Origin of the sequence: Streptomyces fradiae ATCC 10745 = DSM 40063, from assembly GCF_008704425.1 — a bacterium.
In the GTDB taxonomy this organism is placed as follows: domain Bacteria; phylum Actinomycetota; class Actinomycetes; order Streptomycetales; family Streptomycetaceae; genus Streptomyces; species Streptomyces fradiae.
Genome location: NZ_CP023696.1, coordinates 2,489,535 through 2,505,790 on the forward strand (window position 1 = coordinate 2,489,535; position 16,256 = coordinate 2,505,790).

Genomic DNA, 16,256 nt, shown 5'->3' on the forward strand with positions numbered 1-16,256 from the left:
CCCCGCTCGGACGCACCCGCCCGTGAGCGGCGCACGGCCGGCCCCGCGACGTCACCCGGCGCGCGGCCCCACCCGCCCGCCACACCCGCCGCCGGGACCGCGGGTCCGTCCCCGGCCGCACGCGGCGGCCGCGGGGCGGGCCGTACGCGGCCCTACGAGGACGTAGGCGGACGTGCGCGGCCGTGGCGGACGTGCCCCCGGCCCTGCGCGGCCGTGGCGGACGTACCCCGGCCCTGCGCGGCCGTGCGGGCCGTGCGGGCCGTGCGCGGACGAAGGCCGCATGGGGACGGAGGCCGCATGGGGACGGAGGCCGCACGCGGCTCAGGCCAGCATGTCCTCCGCCACGGCGACGGCCTCCGCCAGTGTGTCGACCACCGGGGCGCCGGCGGCCCGCAGGCTGGCGCGGCTGTGGGAGCCGCCCGTGTACAGCACGGCGCGCGCGCCGACATGGGCGGCGGCGACCGCGTCGTCGGCGGCGTCCCCGATGACGACGATCCGCTCCGGCGCCACGCCGTCCAGGGCCTCCAGGTGGCGCACCATGTGCTCGGCCTTGCCGGACGCGGAGTGGCCCGTGCGCCCGTCGACGCGGACGAACCACTCCTCGATGCCGTACCGCCGCACCAGCGGCACGAGGCGCTCGTGCGGCGCCAGCGACAGCAGCGACTGCGTCCGGCCGAGCTCGCTCGCCGCCGCCAGCAGCTCGGCGGCCCCGGCGGTGAGCCCGCAGGCGTCGGCGCGCGCCCAGTAGTGCCGGTGGAACGCGCCGTCCATGACGGCCCACTCGTCCTCGCTGGGGAGCCGGCCGAGCAGCCGCTCGTAGAACAGGGGGACCGGCACGCAGTACAGCTCCCGGTACCGCTCGAGCGTGATCGGCGGCAGGCCTATCTCCTCGAAGGCGGCGTTCGTCGCCTCGATGACGGCGCCGATGTCGTCGAGCAGCGTTCCGTTCCAGTCCCAGACCAGATGCGTGCGGTGCTTCCCCATGCGGAAACCGTACCGGCCGGGTCCGACAACGGGCCCGCGCGTCAGCCGACCAGGCTCGGGATCTCCTGGACGCCGTACCAGAGCAGCTCGTGGTCCTCGGCGCCGTCGACCGTGAACCGGGCGTCGTCGTCGCCCAGGTCGGCCGCGCCGAGCGCGTCGGCCGCGGCGGTCACGTCGGCCTCCGCCTCGTCGGAGTCGGCGTGCACGGCGGCGGCCTTGGCCAGCGGCACCGGACCGGCGATCCGGACCTCGCCGACGGACGCGGGGTCCAGGCCCCGGTCGGGGTCGGCGGTCGCGGCGCCGTCGGGGACGTCCACGGCGACGACGACACGGCGGCGCGCGGCCCGCGGGTCGGCGGCGAGGAGGCGCAGCGAGCCGGCGGCGGCCCGGCTGAGCGCCGCGTACTCCAGTTCCTCGATGTCGTCGGAGACGTACCACTCGCGCAGCCCGGGCGTGACGGCGTACGCGGTGAGCGGCCCGCCGGCGCCGATCGCGCCCGTCCGGTGCGCCTGCGCGAGACCGGGGAGGGTCAGGGGAACGTACACGCGCATGGCAGGCCGCTTTCGTAGTCGGAGGACGTCCCCAGGATACGTGCGGCGGCACCCCTTCGGGGGCTCCTGCCGCCCCTCCCGGACGTCCACCCGGCGATACGCCGACCCGGCCCGCGGCCAGGCGCCCCATGGGCCCCGCCACCCGTACAGGTGAATCCGGGTCGTCGCGCCACGGACTTGACGGGTCGTTGCGGGGCGCGGTGCGCCCCCGTAGAAGTGGGCCACCGCGAAGTTACCGCCCGGTAATGCCGGGCTGACGGAAGGGACCACGCCGATGCCGCACCCCCCGACCCCCGCTCCCGCCCCAGCCCCTGCTCCCGCACCCGCGCCCGCCCCAGCTCCTGCTCCCGCACCCGCGCCCGCCCCAGCTCCTGCTCCCGCACCCGCGCCCGCTCCAGCTCCCGCCCCCGCTGCTGCTCCTGCTCCTGCTCCCGCTCCAGCTCCCGCTCCAGCTCCCGCCCCCGCTGCTGCTCCCGCTCCCGCGACGCGAGCCTTCGCCGCCGCCCCCGGCGCGCGGGCCCTCCGCGTTCCTGCGGCGCGGGGCCCTGCGGACGCGAACGCCGCCCGCGCCCTGTGGAAGGCCCCGGAGGGGCTGGGCACGGCAGCCGCACGCAACGCGGCCGCGTACCTCCTGAGCCCGACGGCCCCCGCCCCGGCACCCGGCCCCGCCCCGCGGGACACCGCACGGGGCGCCTCGGAGCACGCCCCGCAGGGCGGCTCGCGGGCCGTCCCGGTGTCCGCGGCGACGGATCTGCTGGCCGCGGGGGCCCCGGCGGGAGCAGCGGAAGGGAGGGCGGCACGCGCGGCGGGGCGGCCCGGCGGACGGCGCGACCTGCGGCGCCCCGGCGGCGGGGCGCGGCCGGGCGGCGCCCGCCCGGGCGAGGCCCGTCCGGGCGCCGTACGGCCCCGGCCGCCCCGCCCGCCGGCCGGCTCGGGCACCGGCGCCGCAGGCGGTGCCGCCCCGGGGGCCCGGCCGCGCCTCGCGCCGCCGTACGTCGTGTTCGCCGAGCGGCTGCTCGCCGTGCTGACCGGGGAACGGCCGGTGCACTGGATGCTGGGCCAGACGATCGGTGACGCGTACGAGCAGCTCGTCCGCCTGGCACCGGCCAACCCCCTGCGCCCCTCCGGCACCGCCCGGCGCTCGCGCCCCGTGCTGCGCCGCTGTCGCAGCGCCTCGCCCGGACCGGACGTGCTGGAGGCGTACGCCAGCATCGTGACCGGGGCGCGCGTGCAGGCGATGGCGTTCCGCCTGGAGCGGGGCGCCGACCGCAGGTGGCGCTGCGCGGCGGTGGAGCTGGGCCCGGCGGCCACGTAGCGGCCGGTACGGGTCCGGGCGCCCGGGGCTCGGGGCCCGGCGAACGGCCCCAGCGCCCCGGGAGCCCCGAGTCCCCGCCCGCCCAGAGCCACGTCCCGCCCGGACGGCTGCGGGCGACCGCAAGGGACCCCCGCTACCGGCACGGCGCTTCGGCCCGAAGCGCCCGAGCCGGGCGCCCAAGCCGGGCCCAAGCCGACGCCCGAGCCGGCGCCCCAGCCGGCGCCCCAGCCGGCGCCCGAGGGGCCGCCGTCCCCGCACGTCCCCGCCCTGCGCCGGCCCCCGGCACACCCGGCCCGACGGCTCCCGGCCCCGGCCCCGCCGCCGGGAACGCGCAAGGCGGGACCGGCCCGTACAGGTTCCCGTACGGTCCGGTCCCGCCTTCCGACGGAACTCCCACCCCGAAGGGCCCCGGCCCCCGGTCACCGGCCACGGGCCGGGGCCGGGGCACCGCCGTCACTTCTTGCGACGGCGACCGCCCTTCTGGGCCTTGCGGCGCTCGGCGCGCGTCATGCCGTCCGTCTCGGACCGGGCGGCGCCGTTGTCGAAGTCGCCCTCCACGACACCGCCCTCGCCGTCGACGGTCGGCGCGGAGAAGTGCAGCCGGTTGGGCCGCTGCGGGGCCTCCAGGCCCTTGGCGCGGATCTCGGGGCGGCCGGCGCCGGCGGGGACGGCGGCCTCCTTCTCCAGCGACGGCCGCTCGGGCGCCGCCTCCACCGGGACCTCCTCGACCTGCTGCTCGACCTGGACCTCCAGGTTGAACAGGTAGCCGACGGACTCCTCCTTGATGCCCTCCATCATGGCGTTGAACATGTCGAAGCCCTCGCGCTGGTACTCGACCAGCGGGTCCTTCTGGGCCATCGCGCGCAGGCCGATGCCCTCCTGGAGGTAGTCCATCTCGTACAGGTGCTCGCGCCACTTGCGGTCGAGCACCGACAGCACGACACGGCGCTCCAGCTCACGCATGATGTCGGAGCCGAGCTGCTTCTCGCGGGCCGCGTACTGCTCGTGGATGTCGTCCTTGACGGACTCCGCGATGAACTCCGCCGTGATGCCGGCGCGGTCCCCGGCGGCGTCCTCCAGCTCCTCGATGGTGACCTTGCACGGGTAGAGCTGCTTGAACGCGCCCCACAGCCGCTCCAGGTCCCACTCCTCGGCGAAGCCCTCGACGGTCTCGGCCTGGATGTAGGCGTCGATCGTGTCGTCCATGAAGTGGCGGATCTGCTCGTGCAGGTCCTCGCCCTCCAGGACGCGGCGGCGCTCGCCGTAGATGACCTCGCGCTGCCGGTTGAGGACCTCGTCGTACTTGAGGACGTTCTTGCGCGTCTCGAAGTTCTGCTGCTCGACCTGCGACTGCGCGGAGGCGATGGCCCGCGTGACCATCTTGTTCTCGATCGGCACGTCGTCCGGCACGTTCGCCATCGCCATGACGCGCTCGACCATCTGCGCCTTGAACAGCCGCATCAGGTCGTCGCCCAGCGACAGGTAGAAGCGGGACTCGCCGGGGTCGCCCTGACGCCCGGAACGGCCGCGCAGCTGGTTGTCGATACGCCGCGACTCGTGCCGCTCCGTGCCGAGCACGTACAGGCCGCCGAGCTCCTTGACCTCCTCGGACTCGGCCTTGACGGCCAGCTCCGCCTTCTCCAGCGCGGCGGGCAGGGCGGCGACCCACTCCTCCGCGTGCTCCACCGGGTCCAGGCCGCGCTGGCGCAGCTCCGCCTCGGCGAGGTCGTCCGGGTTGCCGCCGAGCTTGATGTCCGTACCGCGGCCCGCCATGTTCGTCGCGACCGTGACGGCGCCCTTGCGGCCCGCCTGGGCGACGATCGACGCCTCGCGCTCGTGGTTCTTCGCGTTCAGCACCTCGTGCGGGATGCCGCGCTTCGACAGCTGCTGCGAGAGGTACTCGGACTTCTCGACCGACGTCGTGCCGACGAGGATCGGCTGGCCCTTCTTGTGCTTCTCCGCGATGTCGTCCACGACGGCCGCGAACTTCGCGACCTCCGTACGGTAGATCAGGTCGGACTGGTCCTTGCGGACCATCGGCCGGTTCGTCGGGATCGGCACGACGCCCAGCTTGTAGATCTGGTGGAACTCGGCGGCCTCGGTCATCGCCGTACCGGTCATGCCGGACAGCTTGTCGTACAGGCGGAAGAAGTTCTGCAGGGTGATCGTGGCGAGCGTCTGGTTCTCGTCCTTGATCGGGACGCCCTCCTTCGCCTCGATCGCCTGGTGCATGCCCTCGTTGTAGCGGCGGCCCGCGAGGATACGGCCCGTGTGCTCGTCGACGATCATGACCTCGCCGTCGATGACGACGTAGTCCTTGTCCTTCTTGAACAGCTCCTTCGCCTTGATGGCGTTGTTCAGGTAGCCGACGAGCGGCGTGTTCACCGACTCGTAGAGGTTGTCGATGCCCAGCCAGTCCTCGACCTTGGCCACGCCGGCCTCATGGATGCCGACGGTCCGCTTCTTCTCGTCGACCTCGTAGTCGCCGGTCTCCTCGATGCCCTTCAGCGGATTGCCCGGCTCGCCGCGCTTCAGCCGCCGCACCAGCTTCGCGAAGTCGCCGTACCACTTCGTCGCCTGGTCCGCGGGGCCCGAGATGATCAGCGGCGTACGGGCCTCGTCGACGAGGATCGAGTCGACCTCGTCGACACAGGCGAAGTTGTGGCCGCGCTGCACCAGCTCGTCCTTCGACCACGCCATGTTGTCGCGCAGGTAGTCGAAGCCGAACTCGTTGTTCGTGCCGTACGTGATGTCGCAGTCGTACTGCGCGCGGCGCTGCGCCGGCGACATGTTCGCCAGGATGCAGCCGACCGACAGGCCCAGGAACTGGTGGACCCGGCCCATCATCTCCGAGTCGCGCTCGGCGAGGTAGTCGTTCACCGTGATCAGGTGCACGCCCTTGCCGGACAGCGCGTTCAGATACGCGGGGAGCGTACCGACCAGGGTCTTGCCCTCACCGGTCTTCATCTCCGCCACGTACCCGAGGTGCAGCGCGGCGCCGCCCATCAGCTGGACGTCGTAGTGACGCTGGCCGAGCACGCGCTTGGCCGCCTCACGCACGGTCGCGAAGGCCTCCGGGAGCAGGTCGTCGAGGCTCTCACCGTCCTGGTACCGCTGCTTGTACTCGTCGGTGAGGGCACGCAACTCGGCGTCGGAGAGGTTGACGAAGTCCTCTTCGATGGAGTTGACCTGGTCCGCGATGCGGTGCAGTTTGCGCAGGATCTTGCCTTCGCCTGCACGCATGAGCTTGTTGAAGACGGACACTGAGGCTGGTCTCCTTGCCGGTCGGGCCTGGCACTGGGTCTTGTCATGGACACGGGCACGGGCACGGCAGGCGGGCCCCACCGCAACGGTCATCGTAAGCGAGGACCCCGCCCCGCCGGGAGGTCCGCACCTCCGGGGAACGCCCGTCCGGGCCCCAGCCGCCCGAAAGAAGAACGCACGGGACGCGCCGAAGGTGCCGCACCCCGCCGAAACAGTTCGCCCGCGCGCCCCTCCCCCACCACAATCCCGGCATGGAACCCGTCACCCTCACCTCCGAACGCCTGCTGCTGCGCCCCTTCGGCCCCGGCGACGCCGAAGAGGTCCGGGCCGCCGTCCAGGACCCGCAGATCACCCGCTGGATACCGCTGCCCGACCCGTACGGCATCGCCGAGGCGCAGGACTTCGTCGGCCGGTACGCCCCCCAGGCCTGGCGCGACGACACCGAGTACACCTTCTCCGTACGCCCCCGCGGCCGGCACGACGGCCCCCTGCTGGCCTCCGCCGGCCTCCACCACCCGCGCGCCGGCACCTGGGAGGTCGGCTTCTACACGGTCCGCGAACACCGCGGCAACGGCTACGCCACCGAAGCCACCCGCACCCTCGCCCACTGGGCGTTCACCGCCCTCGGCTGCGTCCGCCTGGAATGGCGCGCCGAGGTCGGCAACACCGCCTCCCGGCTCGTCGCCGAGAAGGCCGGCTTCACCCCGGAGGGCACCCTGCGCGCCGCGTTCGCCCGCCCCGACAGCCACCGCGACTGCTGGCTCGCCTCCCTGCTCCCCTCCGACCTCGGCCTCCCCTCCCGCACCCCGTACCTGCCCGCCCGACAGCCCTGACCCCGCCCTGTGGAGAACCCGCCGGGCGTGTCAGTGGCGCCGTCTATCGTGCGAAGCATGACCACGACGCCGCCGCGACCCACCACCGACCTCTCGGCCGACGACGCCCGCCGCATAGCCCTGCGCGCGCAGGGCTTCCTCGGCGCCCCCGACCGGCGGGCGGGCGTGCGCGGCGTCCTGCGGCACCTCGGCGCGGTCCAGCTGGACACGATCTCCGTCCTGGCCCGCTCCCACGAGCTGGTGCCCTACGCACGCCTCGGCGCCGTGGGCCGCCAGGCCGTCGACACGGCGTACTGGACGGGCCGGCACGCCTTCGAGTACTGGTCCCACGCAGCGTGCGTCCTGCCCATCGAGGAGTGGCCGCACTTCGCGTTCCGCCGCCGCGCCTACCGGCGCAGCCCCCAGTGGCACCACGACCTCCCGGACGGCGCGTACAACGCCGTCATCGGCCAGCTGCGCGCCGAGGGGCCCCTGACGGCGACGGAGCTGGGGGGCGCCAAGAACGGCGGCGAGTGGTGGGACTGGTCCGCCTCCAAGGTCGCCGTCGAGCGGGCGCTGATGTACGGCGAGGTGGTGTGCGTCGAGCGGCGCGGCTGGAAGCGCGTCTACGACCTCGCCGAGCGCGCCGTCCCCGCCGACCTCCTCCACGACGAGCTGGACGACACCGAGTGCCTGCGCCGCCTCGTGCGGCTGGCCGGACAGGCCCTGGGCGTCGGCACCCGCGCGGACATCGCCGACTACCACCGCATCAAGGGCGAGCAGTTCGACGCCGTCGTCGCCGACTCCGGCCTCCTGCCCGTACGGGTCGAGGGCTGGGACAAGCCCGCCTGGGCGGACCCGGCGGCGCTGGCGAGCGAGCCCCGCGGCCGGCACCGCACGACACTGCTGTCCCCCTTCGACTCGCTGATCTGGGAGCGGGCCCGCACCGAACGGATCTTCGGCTTCACACACCGCCTGGAGGCGTACGTGCCGAAGCAGAAGCGGGTGCACGGCTACTTCGCGATGCCGCTGCTGGCGGGCGGCAGGCTGCTCGGCCGCGTCGACCCGGCCCGCGAGGGCGGCACCCTGGTGGCCCGGCAGCTGTCGCTGACGGGACCCAAGGCGATAGCCCCGATGGCCCAGGCCCTGCGCGAGGCCGCGGAGTGGGTGGGCTGCGACGCGGTACGCATCGAGCGCACCGACCGCCCCGATCTCACCCCCGCACTCACCGCCGCACTGGCCTGACGCCCACCGGGCGGCCCCGGCGGAGAGGCCCCGGCGGGATGGCCACCTGGCCGCCGGGGCGCCCGGCCCCCGCCGAGCGGGAGGCGCGCCGCGCCCGATCCGGCCGGCCGGCAGTTCGAGGGCCGGCCGGCGTCACACGAGGCTGAGGGTCAGGCCCTGTCCGGGGCGGAGCCGACGGCACCGGCCGAGCGAAGCGAACGCCCGAGGTCCCCGGTGAGGATGCGGGGATGGCGCCGCCACCACCACAGGTCGGGGCCGGGCAACCCGTGAAACCGGTCGAGGGCTTGGCCGTCGTCGTCGACGGTCGCGGCCTTGAACCGCGCGTCCAGGGCTTTGATCCGCGGGGTCCAGAGCTGGACGATGTAGTCGTCCAGCAGGAGCCACGCCTCGTGCAGCCAGCTCCGGCAGTAGAGGTCGTTGGTGTACTCGTAGATGTCGTCGCCGTAGCCGCGCTCGACGGCGCTCACCAGGGCGGCCCAGGCGTTCACCCTTTCAGCGACCGTGAACGCCGCCCGCCAGCCGCGCCGGTGCAGCAGCCGTCCCACCTCGGTTTCCGTAGCCACGGGTGTGAGACTCTCATGCAAGGCGTGAGAGGCCCCGAACCAAGTCCGCCGTCGGCAAGACCACCACGATCACGATCGGCGGCTGCCCAGGAACCGGGCCCTCGTCCCACCGCCGCCGCGTAAGCGCCGGGCCGATCGGACAACCGGGCAACCGGGAAGCCGGGAAGCCGGGCAACCGGGAAGCCGGGAAGCCGGGCAACCGGGCAACCGGGCAACCGGAAGACCATGCACGGGACAGCCCTCAGCGAATCTCCAGGATCTTCTCCCGCATCGCGTAGACCACGGCCTCCATCCGGGAGTGCAGCTGGAGCTTCTCCAGGATGTTGCGGACGTGGTTCTTCACGGTGTTCTCGGAGATGAACAGCTCCTTGGCGATGTCGCGGTTGTTCATCCCCGTCGCCACCAGCTTCAGCACCTCCAGCTCACGGTCGGTGAGCCGGGGCGCGGGGACGAGGCGGCGCTCGTCGGTGCGCTGGATCATCGACTTGAACTCGGTGAGCAGCTTCGACGCCATGGAGGGACTGATCTGCGACTGCCCGTCGGCGACGGCCCGGATCGCGGTGGCGACCTCGTCGGTGGAGATCTCCTTCAGCAGGTACCCGGTGGCCCCCGCCTTGATCGCGTCGTAGAGGTCGGCCTCCTCGTCGCTGATCGTCAACATGATGATCTTCGCGCTCGGCGCGACCTCCTTGATGGACGTGCACGCCTCGATCCCGCCCCGCCTGGGCATGCGCACATCCATCAGCACGATGTCGGGAAGCAGGTCGGCGGCCTTGTCGACGGCCTCCGCGCCGTCCCCCGCCTCGCCCACGACCTGGATGTCCTCCTCCTGCGCGAGGACGATCTCCAGCCCTCGGCGGAAGAGCGCGTGATCGTCCACGACGAGGACCCTGATGGGCTCCTTCCGGGACGCGTCATCCCTCCCGTGCCCGGAGGCGCCGTGCGAGGCCGCCCCGCAGTCCGGGGCGCCGGAGCCGCCCGGATGGTGCACCGGGCCGAAGCTGTCCGCCATCGTTCCTCCCCCTGCGGGCCGGGGCCCTCAAGTACACGGTCGACGCACCAACACCGGCCCCGCAGGGACCGGTTGGTACGTGTCGCCATGATTTCATGCCCCGGAGGCACCGCGGTGATCCTCTGGTGGCACGGGGGTGCCCCCGGGGGCGCACGGGGCGCTCCCGGGGGCACCACTTCCTCCGGGGCCGGTCAGCCGCCGAGCGCACCGCCCGCGCCGCTGCCCTCGCTCCCCGCCAGGGGGTCGTTCTCCAGGTGGATGACGCCGTAGTCGTAGGCGTGGCGCCGGTACACGACGCTCGGCTGCTTCGTCTCGGCGTCGACGAACAGATAGAAGTCGTGCCCGACCAGCTCCATCTCGTACAGCGCCTGGTCGAGCGACATGGCGGCCGCCTTGTGCGTCTTCTCCCGGACGACGAGCGGCCCCTCACCCTGCACCTCGAGCGAGCCGATCCTCGTGGTCGGAACGGCCTCCTCGGACTCCTCCAGTACGGCGACTCCCGCGCCGTTCAGCCGGGCGACGCCCGGCACCACGTCGGCCACCTCCGCGGCTGTCAGCCGGCCGTTGCCGCGGCGGGTGTGCCGCTTGTCGTGCTGCTTGCGCAACCGCGCCTCGAGCTTGGCGGTCGCGAGGTCGAGCGCTGCGTACGGGTCGGCCGCGGCCGCCTCGGCCCGGATGACCGGGCCTCGTGAGTGGAGGGTGATCTCCACGCGGTCGGACCGGTCGGCCTGCCGCGGATTGTGCTCCTTGGACACCTCGACGTCGAGGCTGATCACCTTGCCGTCGAGCTTCTGGATCTTCTCCAGCTTCAGCTTCTCGGCCACGTGCTTGCGGAACCGCTCGGGCACCTCGGTCTTGCGGCCCTTGACGACGATGTCCACGCAGAACTCCGTTCCCGGATCGCTCCGACCAGCTCAACCGCTGGCGAGCATCTCCCTTTCGCACCAGACCCCGATGAGCACCGGAGTCTCGGACTTGGCGACTTACACCTCCTCCTCCCCAGCCGACAAGATTCCACCCCCACGACTTCGATGTGCTGACCGGCTCCGGTTCCGTACGGACGCATGGCTGCTCATTCGGTGAAGGGCGGCATTCGCCATTCCTGTACAACCGAACATAGCTCGCCGGGACGCGTCTCGGCACCCGCTACCAGCACAAACCTCCGATCAGGTGCCCTGACGCCCTCACTACCTGCAACGTTCGACGACGTTCGGCGGTTCCGGTTTATCCGCGAACGCTTTTGGAGAAGCAGCCACTACAGCCGCGCCGATCAGCACACCCCCATGATCGCCCCGCGGCAATTCCCCGCGCCCGGGGCCACAAGTCGCCGGACTGGTTCCGAAGGTCCCGCGTACCCCCGCCGAATCCCCTTCATTCGCCCTCCTGCGCCCCGGTGTCCCCCGCAGGATCACGGGGCCGCCCCCCGGCCGCATTCCGCCGATCCGGCGCATCTCCGCCCGGCGCACGGCCTCGGCCTCGGCCTCGGTCTCGGTCTCGGTCTCGGTCTCGGTCTCGGTCTCGCGGACCGTGCCCGCATCGCGCCCATCCCGCGTTCCGCCCACCGCCCATGTCCCGGACCCGGCCCCTGCCCCGCCCTGGCCCCCCGCCTCGCACCCAGGCCCCACCCCGAAGTCGGGCGCGGCCCCGCGCCCCATCCCCGCCTCACGCACGGTCCCCGCCTCGCACAGTGCCCTCGCCGCCTCGTTCAGGGTGGCGCCCGTCGTCATCAGGTCGTCGACCAGCACCACCCGCGCGCCCGCCAGCAGCCGGGCGCCGCCCGGAACCACCTCCAGCGCACCCGCGAGGTTGGCGTGCCGCTGCCGGGCGCCGAGTCCCGCCTGGTCGGCCACGACCCGCCGCTGCCGCAGCACCGGCGCCACCCGCGCCTCGATCCCGGTCCGCCGCAGCTCCCGCGCCGCGGCCACCGCCACCCGCCGAACCGCGTCGTGCCCCCGGGCCCGCACCGAGCGCCGCGCCGACGGAACCGGGACCAGCGCCAGGGGGAGGGCCCCCACCCCCACCCCTCCCCCACCCGCCCCCTCCACCGCCTCCGCCCCCATCGACGCCGCACCGCCCACTGCGGCCACCCCACCGGGCCACAGCCCCGCAGCCGCGGCCGCGACCGCAGCGGCTCGCGCCGCGCCCGCCAGGGCCTCGCCCAGGGGAGCGGCCAGGGCGAGGGCGCCGCGCTCCTTGTGGGCGAGCAGGGCCGCCCGTACGGCGCCCTCGTACGGTGCGGCGGCCCACACGTCGGGGAGCCCGCCGGGCTCCGGTTCGGGTCGTACGTGTGCCGCCGGCCGCTTGTGGAGCGACCGGGCGCACACGTCGCACAGGGTCGTACGAGGACGGCCGCAGCCGGCGCAGGCCACCGGTAGTACGAGCCCGGTGATCTCCTGCCACCATCCCCGCATGGCTTCTACGGTGCCCTGGCGGGGCGGGCCCCGCCACCCCTGTGGAAAACCGGCTGTGGACAACCGGTGAGCCGCTCGCCCGGCCGCTTCGGGGCGTCGCTCGGTCAGCCCGGATAGACGGGTGAGGTGCCCTTCTCGACCATGGGCTGCCAGTTGACGCCGGACTGCAGTCGGACGATGCCGTCGTCGGCGGCGGCGACCAGCGGGGCGCGTTCGTCGCTGGCGGCGGCGACGCTCTTGACCTGGTTGAGGCCGGGGATGACGGCGGCGGAAGCGGAGCCGTCCGTCTGCAGGTAGCGGACCTGCTGGACGCCTCCGGCCTGCTTGCCGAGGACGATGAGGCGGCTGGGGCCCGCCCAGGACACGGATGTCACCGACTCCATGCGGGGGGCGATGGACTGGATGTCGACGACGGAGACCTTCTGGCTGTCGCCGGAGCCCTGCCGTTCGACGCGGCCGATGTGGAGGGTGGTCTTGCCGTTGCGGGTGAGGCGCAGGGCGATGCGTACGCCGTCCTCGGACAGGCGCAGTTCGTCGATGCGCACGTCCGAGTCCAGCCAGGGCGTGTGAACGGTGACGGGTTCGCCGGTGCCGCCGCGGAGGACGAGCAGCCGGGGGGCGGCGGGGTTGCGGTCGGCGACCCACAGGTCGTTGCGGCCGTCCCAGCTGGGGGCGGAGAGCCGGTTGCCGGGGTGGCTTCCGCGGCTGGTCACGAGAGGTTCGGGAAGGTCGTTGTCGGATTCGATGGAGGCGACGCGGAGGCTGCGGCCGTTCTCGGAGACCGCGGCCGCGAGCTTCTCGTCCCGGGCCACGGCGACGGACTCGACTTTGGCCGTGCCGTCGCCGAACGGCCCGTAGACGTGGCGGGGCTCGACGGATTCCCGGGCGCCGGGGAGGAGCTGGGCCAGTTTCCCGGCGGCGTCGACGTAGTAGGGCACCTCCCGGAGACCGGGGGTGGGGTCGGCCATGAAGTCGGACTTCTGGCCCTCGCCGAACACGCAGAGGGAGCGGCCGTCGGCGCGCTGGAGCTCCACCTGCTCGACACGGGTGGAGGCGAGGTCACCGACGGTGAAGAGGACCTGTGCGGCCATCTTGCGGCACTGCTCGTGGCCGACGGCGCTCGCCTTGTCGTTGAGCGGGACCTTGAGGGTGTTGCGGTCGTCGGTGGTGAGGGCGGTGGTCTCCTTCCTCAGCTCCGTCCCCGCGGGGAAGCGCGTGTCGACGGCGGGCTTGAGCCAGTTCGTGGGCCCTTCGAGGAGCGCCTCCACCGTCTGTGTCAGGAAGTCCATGCCGGTCACGGGGTCCTGGCGCTTGCGGATCCACACCGGGTCGGCGACGACCCAGTGCCGGCCGGACGCGAAGTAGTACTTGTTGACCGAGCGGTAGTTGCGCTGGAAGTCGGACTCGCTGAGGAGGAGGCCCTGCGGGAGGGCGTCGATCCGCCAGTCCTGCTGCTTGCCGTCGGCGGAGCGCTGCTGTACGAGCTGGATGGACTCGCCGTAGGTGACGGACCCGACGGGCTGGTAGGCGTGCCGGTCGTCGACGGTGGCGATCTTCTGGCCGGAGAGGCGGTAGAGGAGGGTCTCGGGGTCGCCGAGGGCGCCGTTCGGCTGCGGGCCGGTGCCGCTCTGCTGGGCGACGGGGGCGGCGCTGAGGACGGTGGTGCGTTCCTCGGGCTTCCAGGTGCGGGCGGCCTGCTTGGTGAGGTACTTGCGGGCGGTGGCGAATCCGGGGTCGTCGCCGGTCATCGCTTCGAGGAAGCCTTCGACGATCTCGGCCGGCTCGGCGTTCTCGCGGGGCGGTACGGGGTAGACGCGGACCTGTGAGTCGCCCTGCCGGGACGCCTTGACGCCGCTCACGTCGCCGCTGTCGGGCATGGAGGCGCAGCCGGCGAGGAGGGCGGCGGAGCCGAGGACGGCGACGGCGCGGGTGGTGCGGCGGTGGGTGGGGCGGCGGTCAGCGGCCACGGGTGGTGTCCTTCCGCTTCGTCCGGTCCTGGTCTTCGCCCTGGTCCGTGGGCTGCGGCTGCTGTCGTGCGGGGGGTGGTGCGCCGGTTCCGGTGGTCCCGGTGCCCTCGGTGGTCCCGGTGGCCCCGGTGGTTTCGACCTGCCTGGTGGTGCCGGAGCTGCCGGTGGTCGCGGTGGTGCCGCGTGGGACGACACGGGTGCCGTTGCCGGGGAGCGCGGTGGGGTCGGCGGTGGCGGCGCGGGCCTGGCGGGGCGGTCCGGGCAGGGTGCGGCCGGTGCCGCCGCTGCTTCCTCCCTGCGCCTGTCCGGGTACGGCGGTGCCGGTGTGCCGCGTGTTCTCGGGGGCGTGGCCGGTGGTGTCGTGCTGCCGGTTGCGGCGGGAGTCCTCGGGTTCGAGCGGTATGGGTGAGCCGCGCAGGGGCTCGTCGGCGGTGCGGGGCAGGGTGAGGCGGAACTGCGAGCCGCCGCCGGGTTCGCCCCAGGCCTGGAGCCAGCCGCCGTGGAGGCGGGCGTCTTCGAGGGCGATGGACAGGCCGAGGCCGGTGCCGCCGGTGGTGCGGGCGCGGGCGGGGTCGGCGCGCCAGAAGCGGTTGAAGACGCGGGTGGCTTCGCCGGGCTTGAGGCCGACCCCGTAGTCGCGTACGGCGACGGCGACGGCGCCTCTGGCGGAAGCGAGGCGTACGACGACGTCTCGTCCCTCGCCGTGCTCGACGGCGTTGACGACGAGGTTGCGCAGGATGCGTTCGACGCGGCGGGCGTCGGCTTCGGCGATGACGGGCTGCTCGTCGCCGACGACGCGGATGTGGCCGCCCTTGTGTTCCGCGAGGGGCCGGGCGCCGTCGATGACGCGGTGGACGACGTCGCGGAGGTCTATGGGCTCGGCTTCGAGGGCGGCGGCGCCGGCGTCGAAGCGGCTGATCTCGAGGAGGTCGGCGAGGAGGCTTTCGAACCGGTCGAGCTGGTCGCCGAGGAGTTCCGCGGAGCGGGCGGTGACGGGGTCGAAGTCGCCGCGGGCCTCGTAGATGACGTCGGCGGCCATGCGGACGGTGGTGAGGGGGGTGCGCAGTTCGTGGGAGACGTCGGAGACGAAGCGGCGCTGCATGCGGGACAGGTCCTCCAGCTGCTGGATCTTGTGCTGGAGGTTCTGCGCCATCTTGTTGAAGGCTTCGCCGAGGCGGGCGATGTCGTCTTCGCCGGTGACCTTCATCCGTTCCTGGAGGCGTCCGGCGGAGAGACGTTCGGCGACTCCCGCGGCCATGCGGACGGGGTTGACGACCTGGCGGACGACGAGCCAGGCGATGGCGCCGAGGAGGACGACGACGAAGAGCCCGGCGGTGGTGATGGTGGTCTTGACGAGGGCGAGGGAGGCCTCTTCCTGGGTGAGGGGGAAGAGGTAGTACAGCTCGTAGGTGTTGCCCTCGACGTCGTTGAGGCGCTTGCCGATGACGAGTCCGGCCGCGGAGCGCTGTCCGTCGGTGTAGTGGATGCGGGTGTACGTCTGGAAGGTGCCGGTGCCCTGGGCTACGGATTCGCGGAGGGCGACGGGGATGCTCTCGACCTTGACTCCGCCGGAGGCGCGGGCGCCGCGGCTGGGGGCGGTGCCGGCGGAGTCGGAGCTGAGGGCGACGACGTCGAAGGCTCCGGCGCCGCCGCTGGCGAGCTGGACGACGAGGTCGGAGCGCCAGTTGAGGAGGGAGCGGGAGGGGGCGCCGGGGGTGTCGGCGTCGGCGGGGGCGGAGCCGGTCGCGGCGCTGGCTTCTTCCTGCGCGGCGGAAAACCCTCCGGCGGCCTGGCTCTGCGCGGCGCGTTCCTTGGCGTCGAGGAGGCCGTTGCGGACCTGGCCCATGACGACGAAGCCGAGCAGGAGGACCACGCCGAGTGACATGAGGAGGGTGGCGGCGACGACGCGGAGCTGGATGTTGCGCCGCCACAGCCGCACGGCGGGCAGGAGGGGGCGGCGGAACCAGCGGGCCAGGAGGCGGAGCACCGGGCCTGCCGGTGCTCCGTCCTGGAGGATGCGTCCGCCGTGGAGGAGGCGGCCCAGGCGGTTGGGGCCGTGTCCGGTCCCGGCAGCCCGCCCCGCACGGACTCCCGGCTTCCCGGGCTTCGGAGCAGCGCTGCCTCGGGTCATG

At 73.5% G+C, this 16,256-nt stretch carries 11 protein-coding genes and 1 pseudogene; 3 read left to right on the forward strand and 9 right to left on the reverse strand.

The genetic code is table 11. The features are described from left to right. Nucleotides 1-321: 321 nt before the first annotated feature. Both CP974_RS11040 and CP974_RS11045 read right to left on the reverse strand, forming a co-directional pair. Nucleotides 322-984 carry an HAD family hydrolase gene (locus tag CP974_RS11040; protein ID WP_031132873.1) on the reverse strand — a complete coding sequence of 221 codons (663 nt, stop codon included), beginning with the start codon at nucleotides 982-984 and terminating at the stop codon, nucleotides 322-324. 41 nt (nucleotides 985-1,025) lie between these two features. Further along, nucleotides 1,026-1,535, reverse strand: coding sequence for a DUF6912 family protein (locus tag CP974_RS11045; RefSeq protein WP_031132875.1), 510 nt, complete (start codon nucleotides 1,533-1,535; stop codon nucleotides 1,026-1,028). Between the two features lie 832 nt (nucleotides 1,536-2,367). On the opposite strand from CP974_RS11045, the gene CP974_RS11055 reads away from it, so the two are divergent. Further along, on the forward strand, nucleotides 2,368-2,850 hold the full coding sequence (locus CP974_RS11055) for an Rv3235 family protein (protein ID WP_373366045.1): 483 nt from the start codon (nucleotides 2,368-2,370) through the stop codon (nucleotides 2,848-2,850). A 453-nt stretch (nucleotides 2,851-3,303) separates the two neighbouring features. Here the strand turns inward: CP974_RS11055 and secA are convergent, their stop codons facing one another. Beyond that, entirely contained in the window at nucleotides 3,304-6,114 is a 2,811-nt protein-coding gene (gene secA, locus CP974_RS11060; protein ID WP_031134693.1) for a preprotein translocase subunit SecA, read from the reverse strand. 251 nt (nucleotides 6,115-6,365) lie between these two features. Here secA and CP974_RS11065 point away from each other — a divergent pair, with 251 nt between their 5' ends. Together CP974_RS11065 and CP974_RS11070 are read left to right on the forward strand one after the other, a co-directional pair. Next, on the forward strand, nucleotides 6,366-6,947 hold the full coding sequence (locus CP974_RS11065) for a GNAT family N-acetyltransferase (protein WP_031134695.1): 582 nt from the start codon (nucleotides 6,366-6,368) through the stop codon (nucleotides 6,945-6,947). Nucleotides 6,948-7,004: 57 nt separating this feature from the next. Further along, complete coding sequence (locus CP974_RS11070) at nucleotides 7,005-8,171, forward strand: winged helix-turn-helix domain-containing protein (RefSeq protein WP_031134698.1); 1,167 nt, start codon at nucleotides 7,005-7,007, stop codon at nucleotides 8,169-8,171. A 149-nt stretch (nucleotides 8,172-8,320) separates the two neighbouring features. Here the strand turns inward: CP974_RS11070 and CP974_RS11075 are convergent, their stop codons facing one another. The 6 genes and pseudogenes from CP974_RS11075 to mtrB all read right to left on the reverse strand — a co-directional run bounded on the left by CP974_RS11075 (nucleotide 8,321) and on the right by mtrB (nucleotide 16,255). Beyond that, entirely contained in the window at nucleotides 8,321-8,734 is a 414-nt protein-coding gene (locus CP974_RS11075; RefSeq protein ID WP_031134700.1) for a hypothetical protein, read from the reverse strand. 241 nt (nucleotides 8,735-8,975) lie between these two features. Beyond that, nucleotides 8,976-9,746: a response regulator gene (locus CP974_RS11080; RefSeq protein WP_031134701.1), complete on the reverse strand. Its 771-nt coding sequence runs from the start codon at nucleotides 9,744-9,746 to the stop codon at nucleotides 8,976-8,978. A 191-nt stretch (nucleotides 9,747-9,937) separates the two neighbouring features. Then, a complete protein-coding gene (hpf, locus tag CP974_RS11085; RefSeq protein ID WP_031134703.1) occupies nucleotides 9,938-10,627 on the reverse strand; it encodes a ribosome hibernation-promoting factor, HPF/YfiA family in 690 nt (229 codons plus the stop codon). A 762-nt stretch (nucleotides 10,628-11,389) separates the two neighbouring features. Beyond that, nucleotides 11,390-12,157: pseudogene (locus tag CP974_RS30130) on the reverse strand (ComF family protein); the annotation flags it as partial. A 104-nt stretch (nucleotides 12,158-12,261) separates the two neighbouring features. Beyond that, a complete protein-coding gene (locus CP974_RS11095; protein WP_031133713.1) occupies nucleotides 12,262-14,124 on the reverse strand; it encodes an LpqB family beta-propeller domain-containing protein in 1,863 nt (620 codons plus the stop codon). Beyond that, entirely contained in the window at nucleotides 14,114-16,255 is a 2,142-nt protein-coding gene (gene mtrB, locus CP974_RS11100) for an MtrAB system histidine kinase MtrB (protein ID WP_078915737.1), read from the reverse strand. Before mtrB ends, CP974_RS11095 begins: the two co-directional genes overlap by 11 nt. Nucleotide 16,256: the final 1 nt, after the last annotated feature.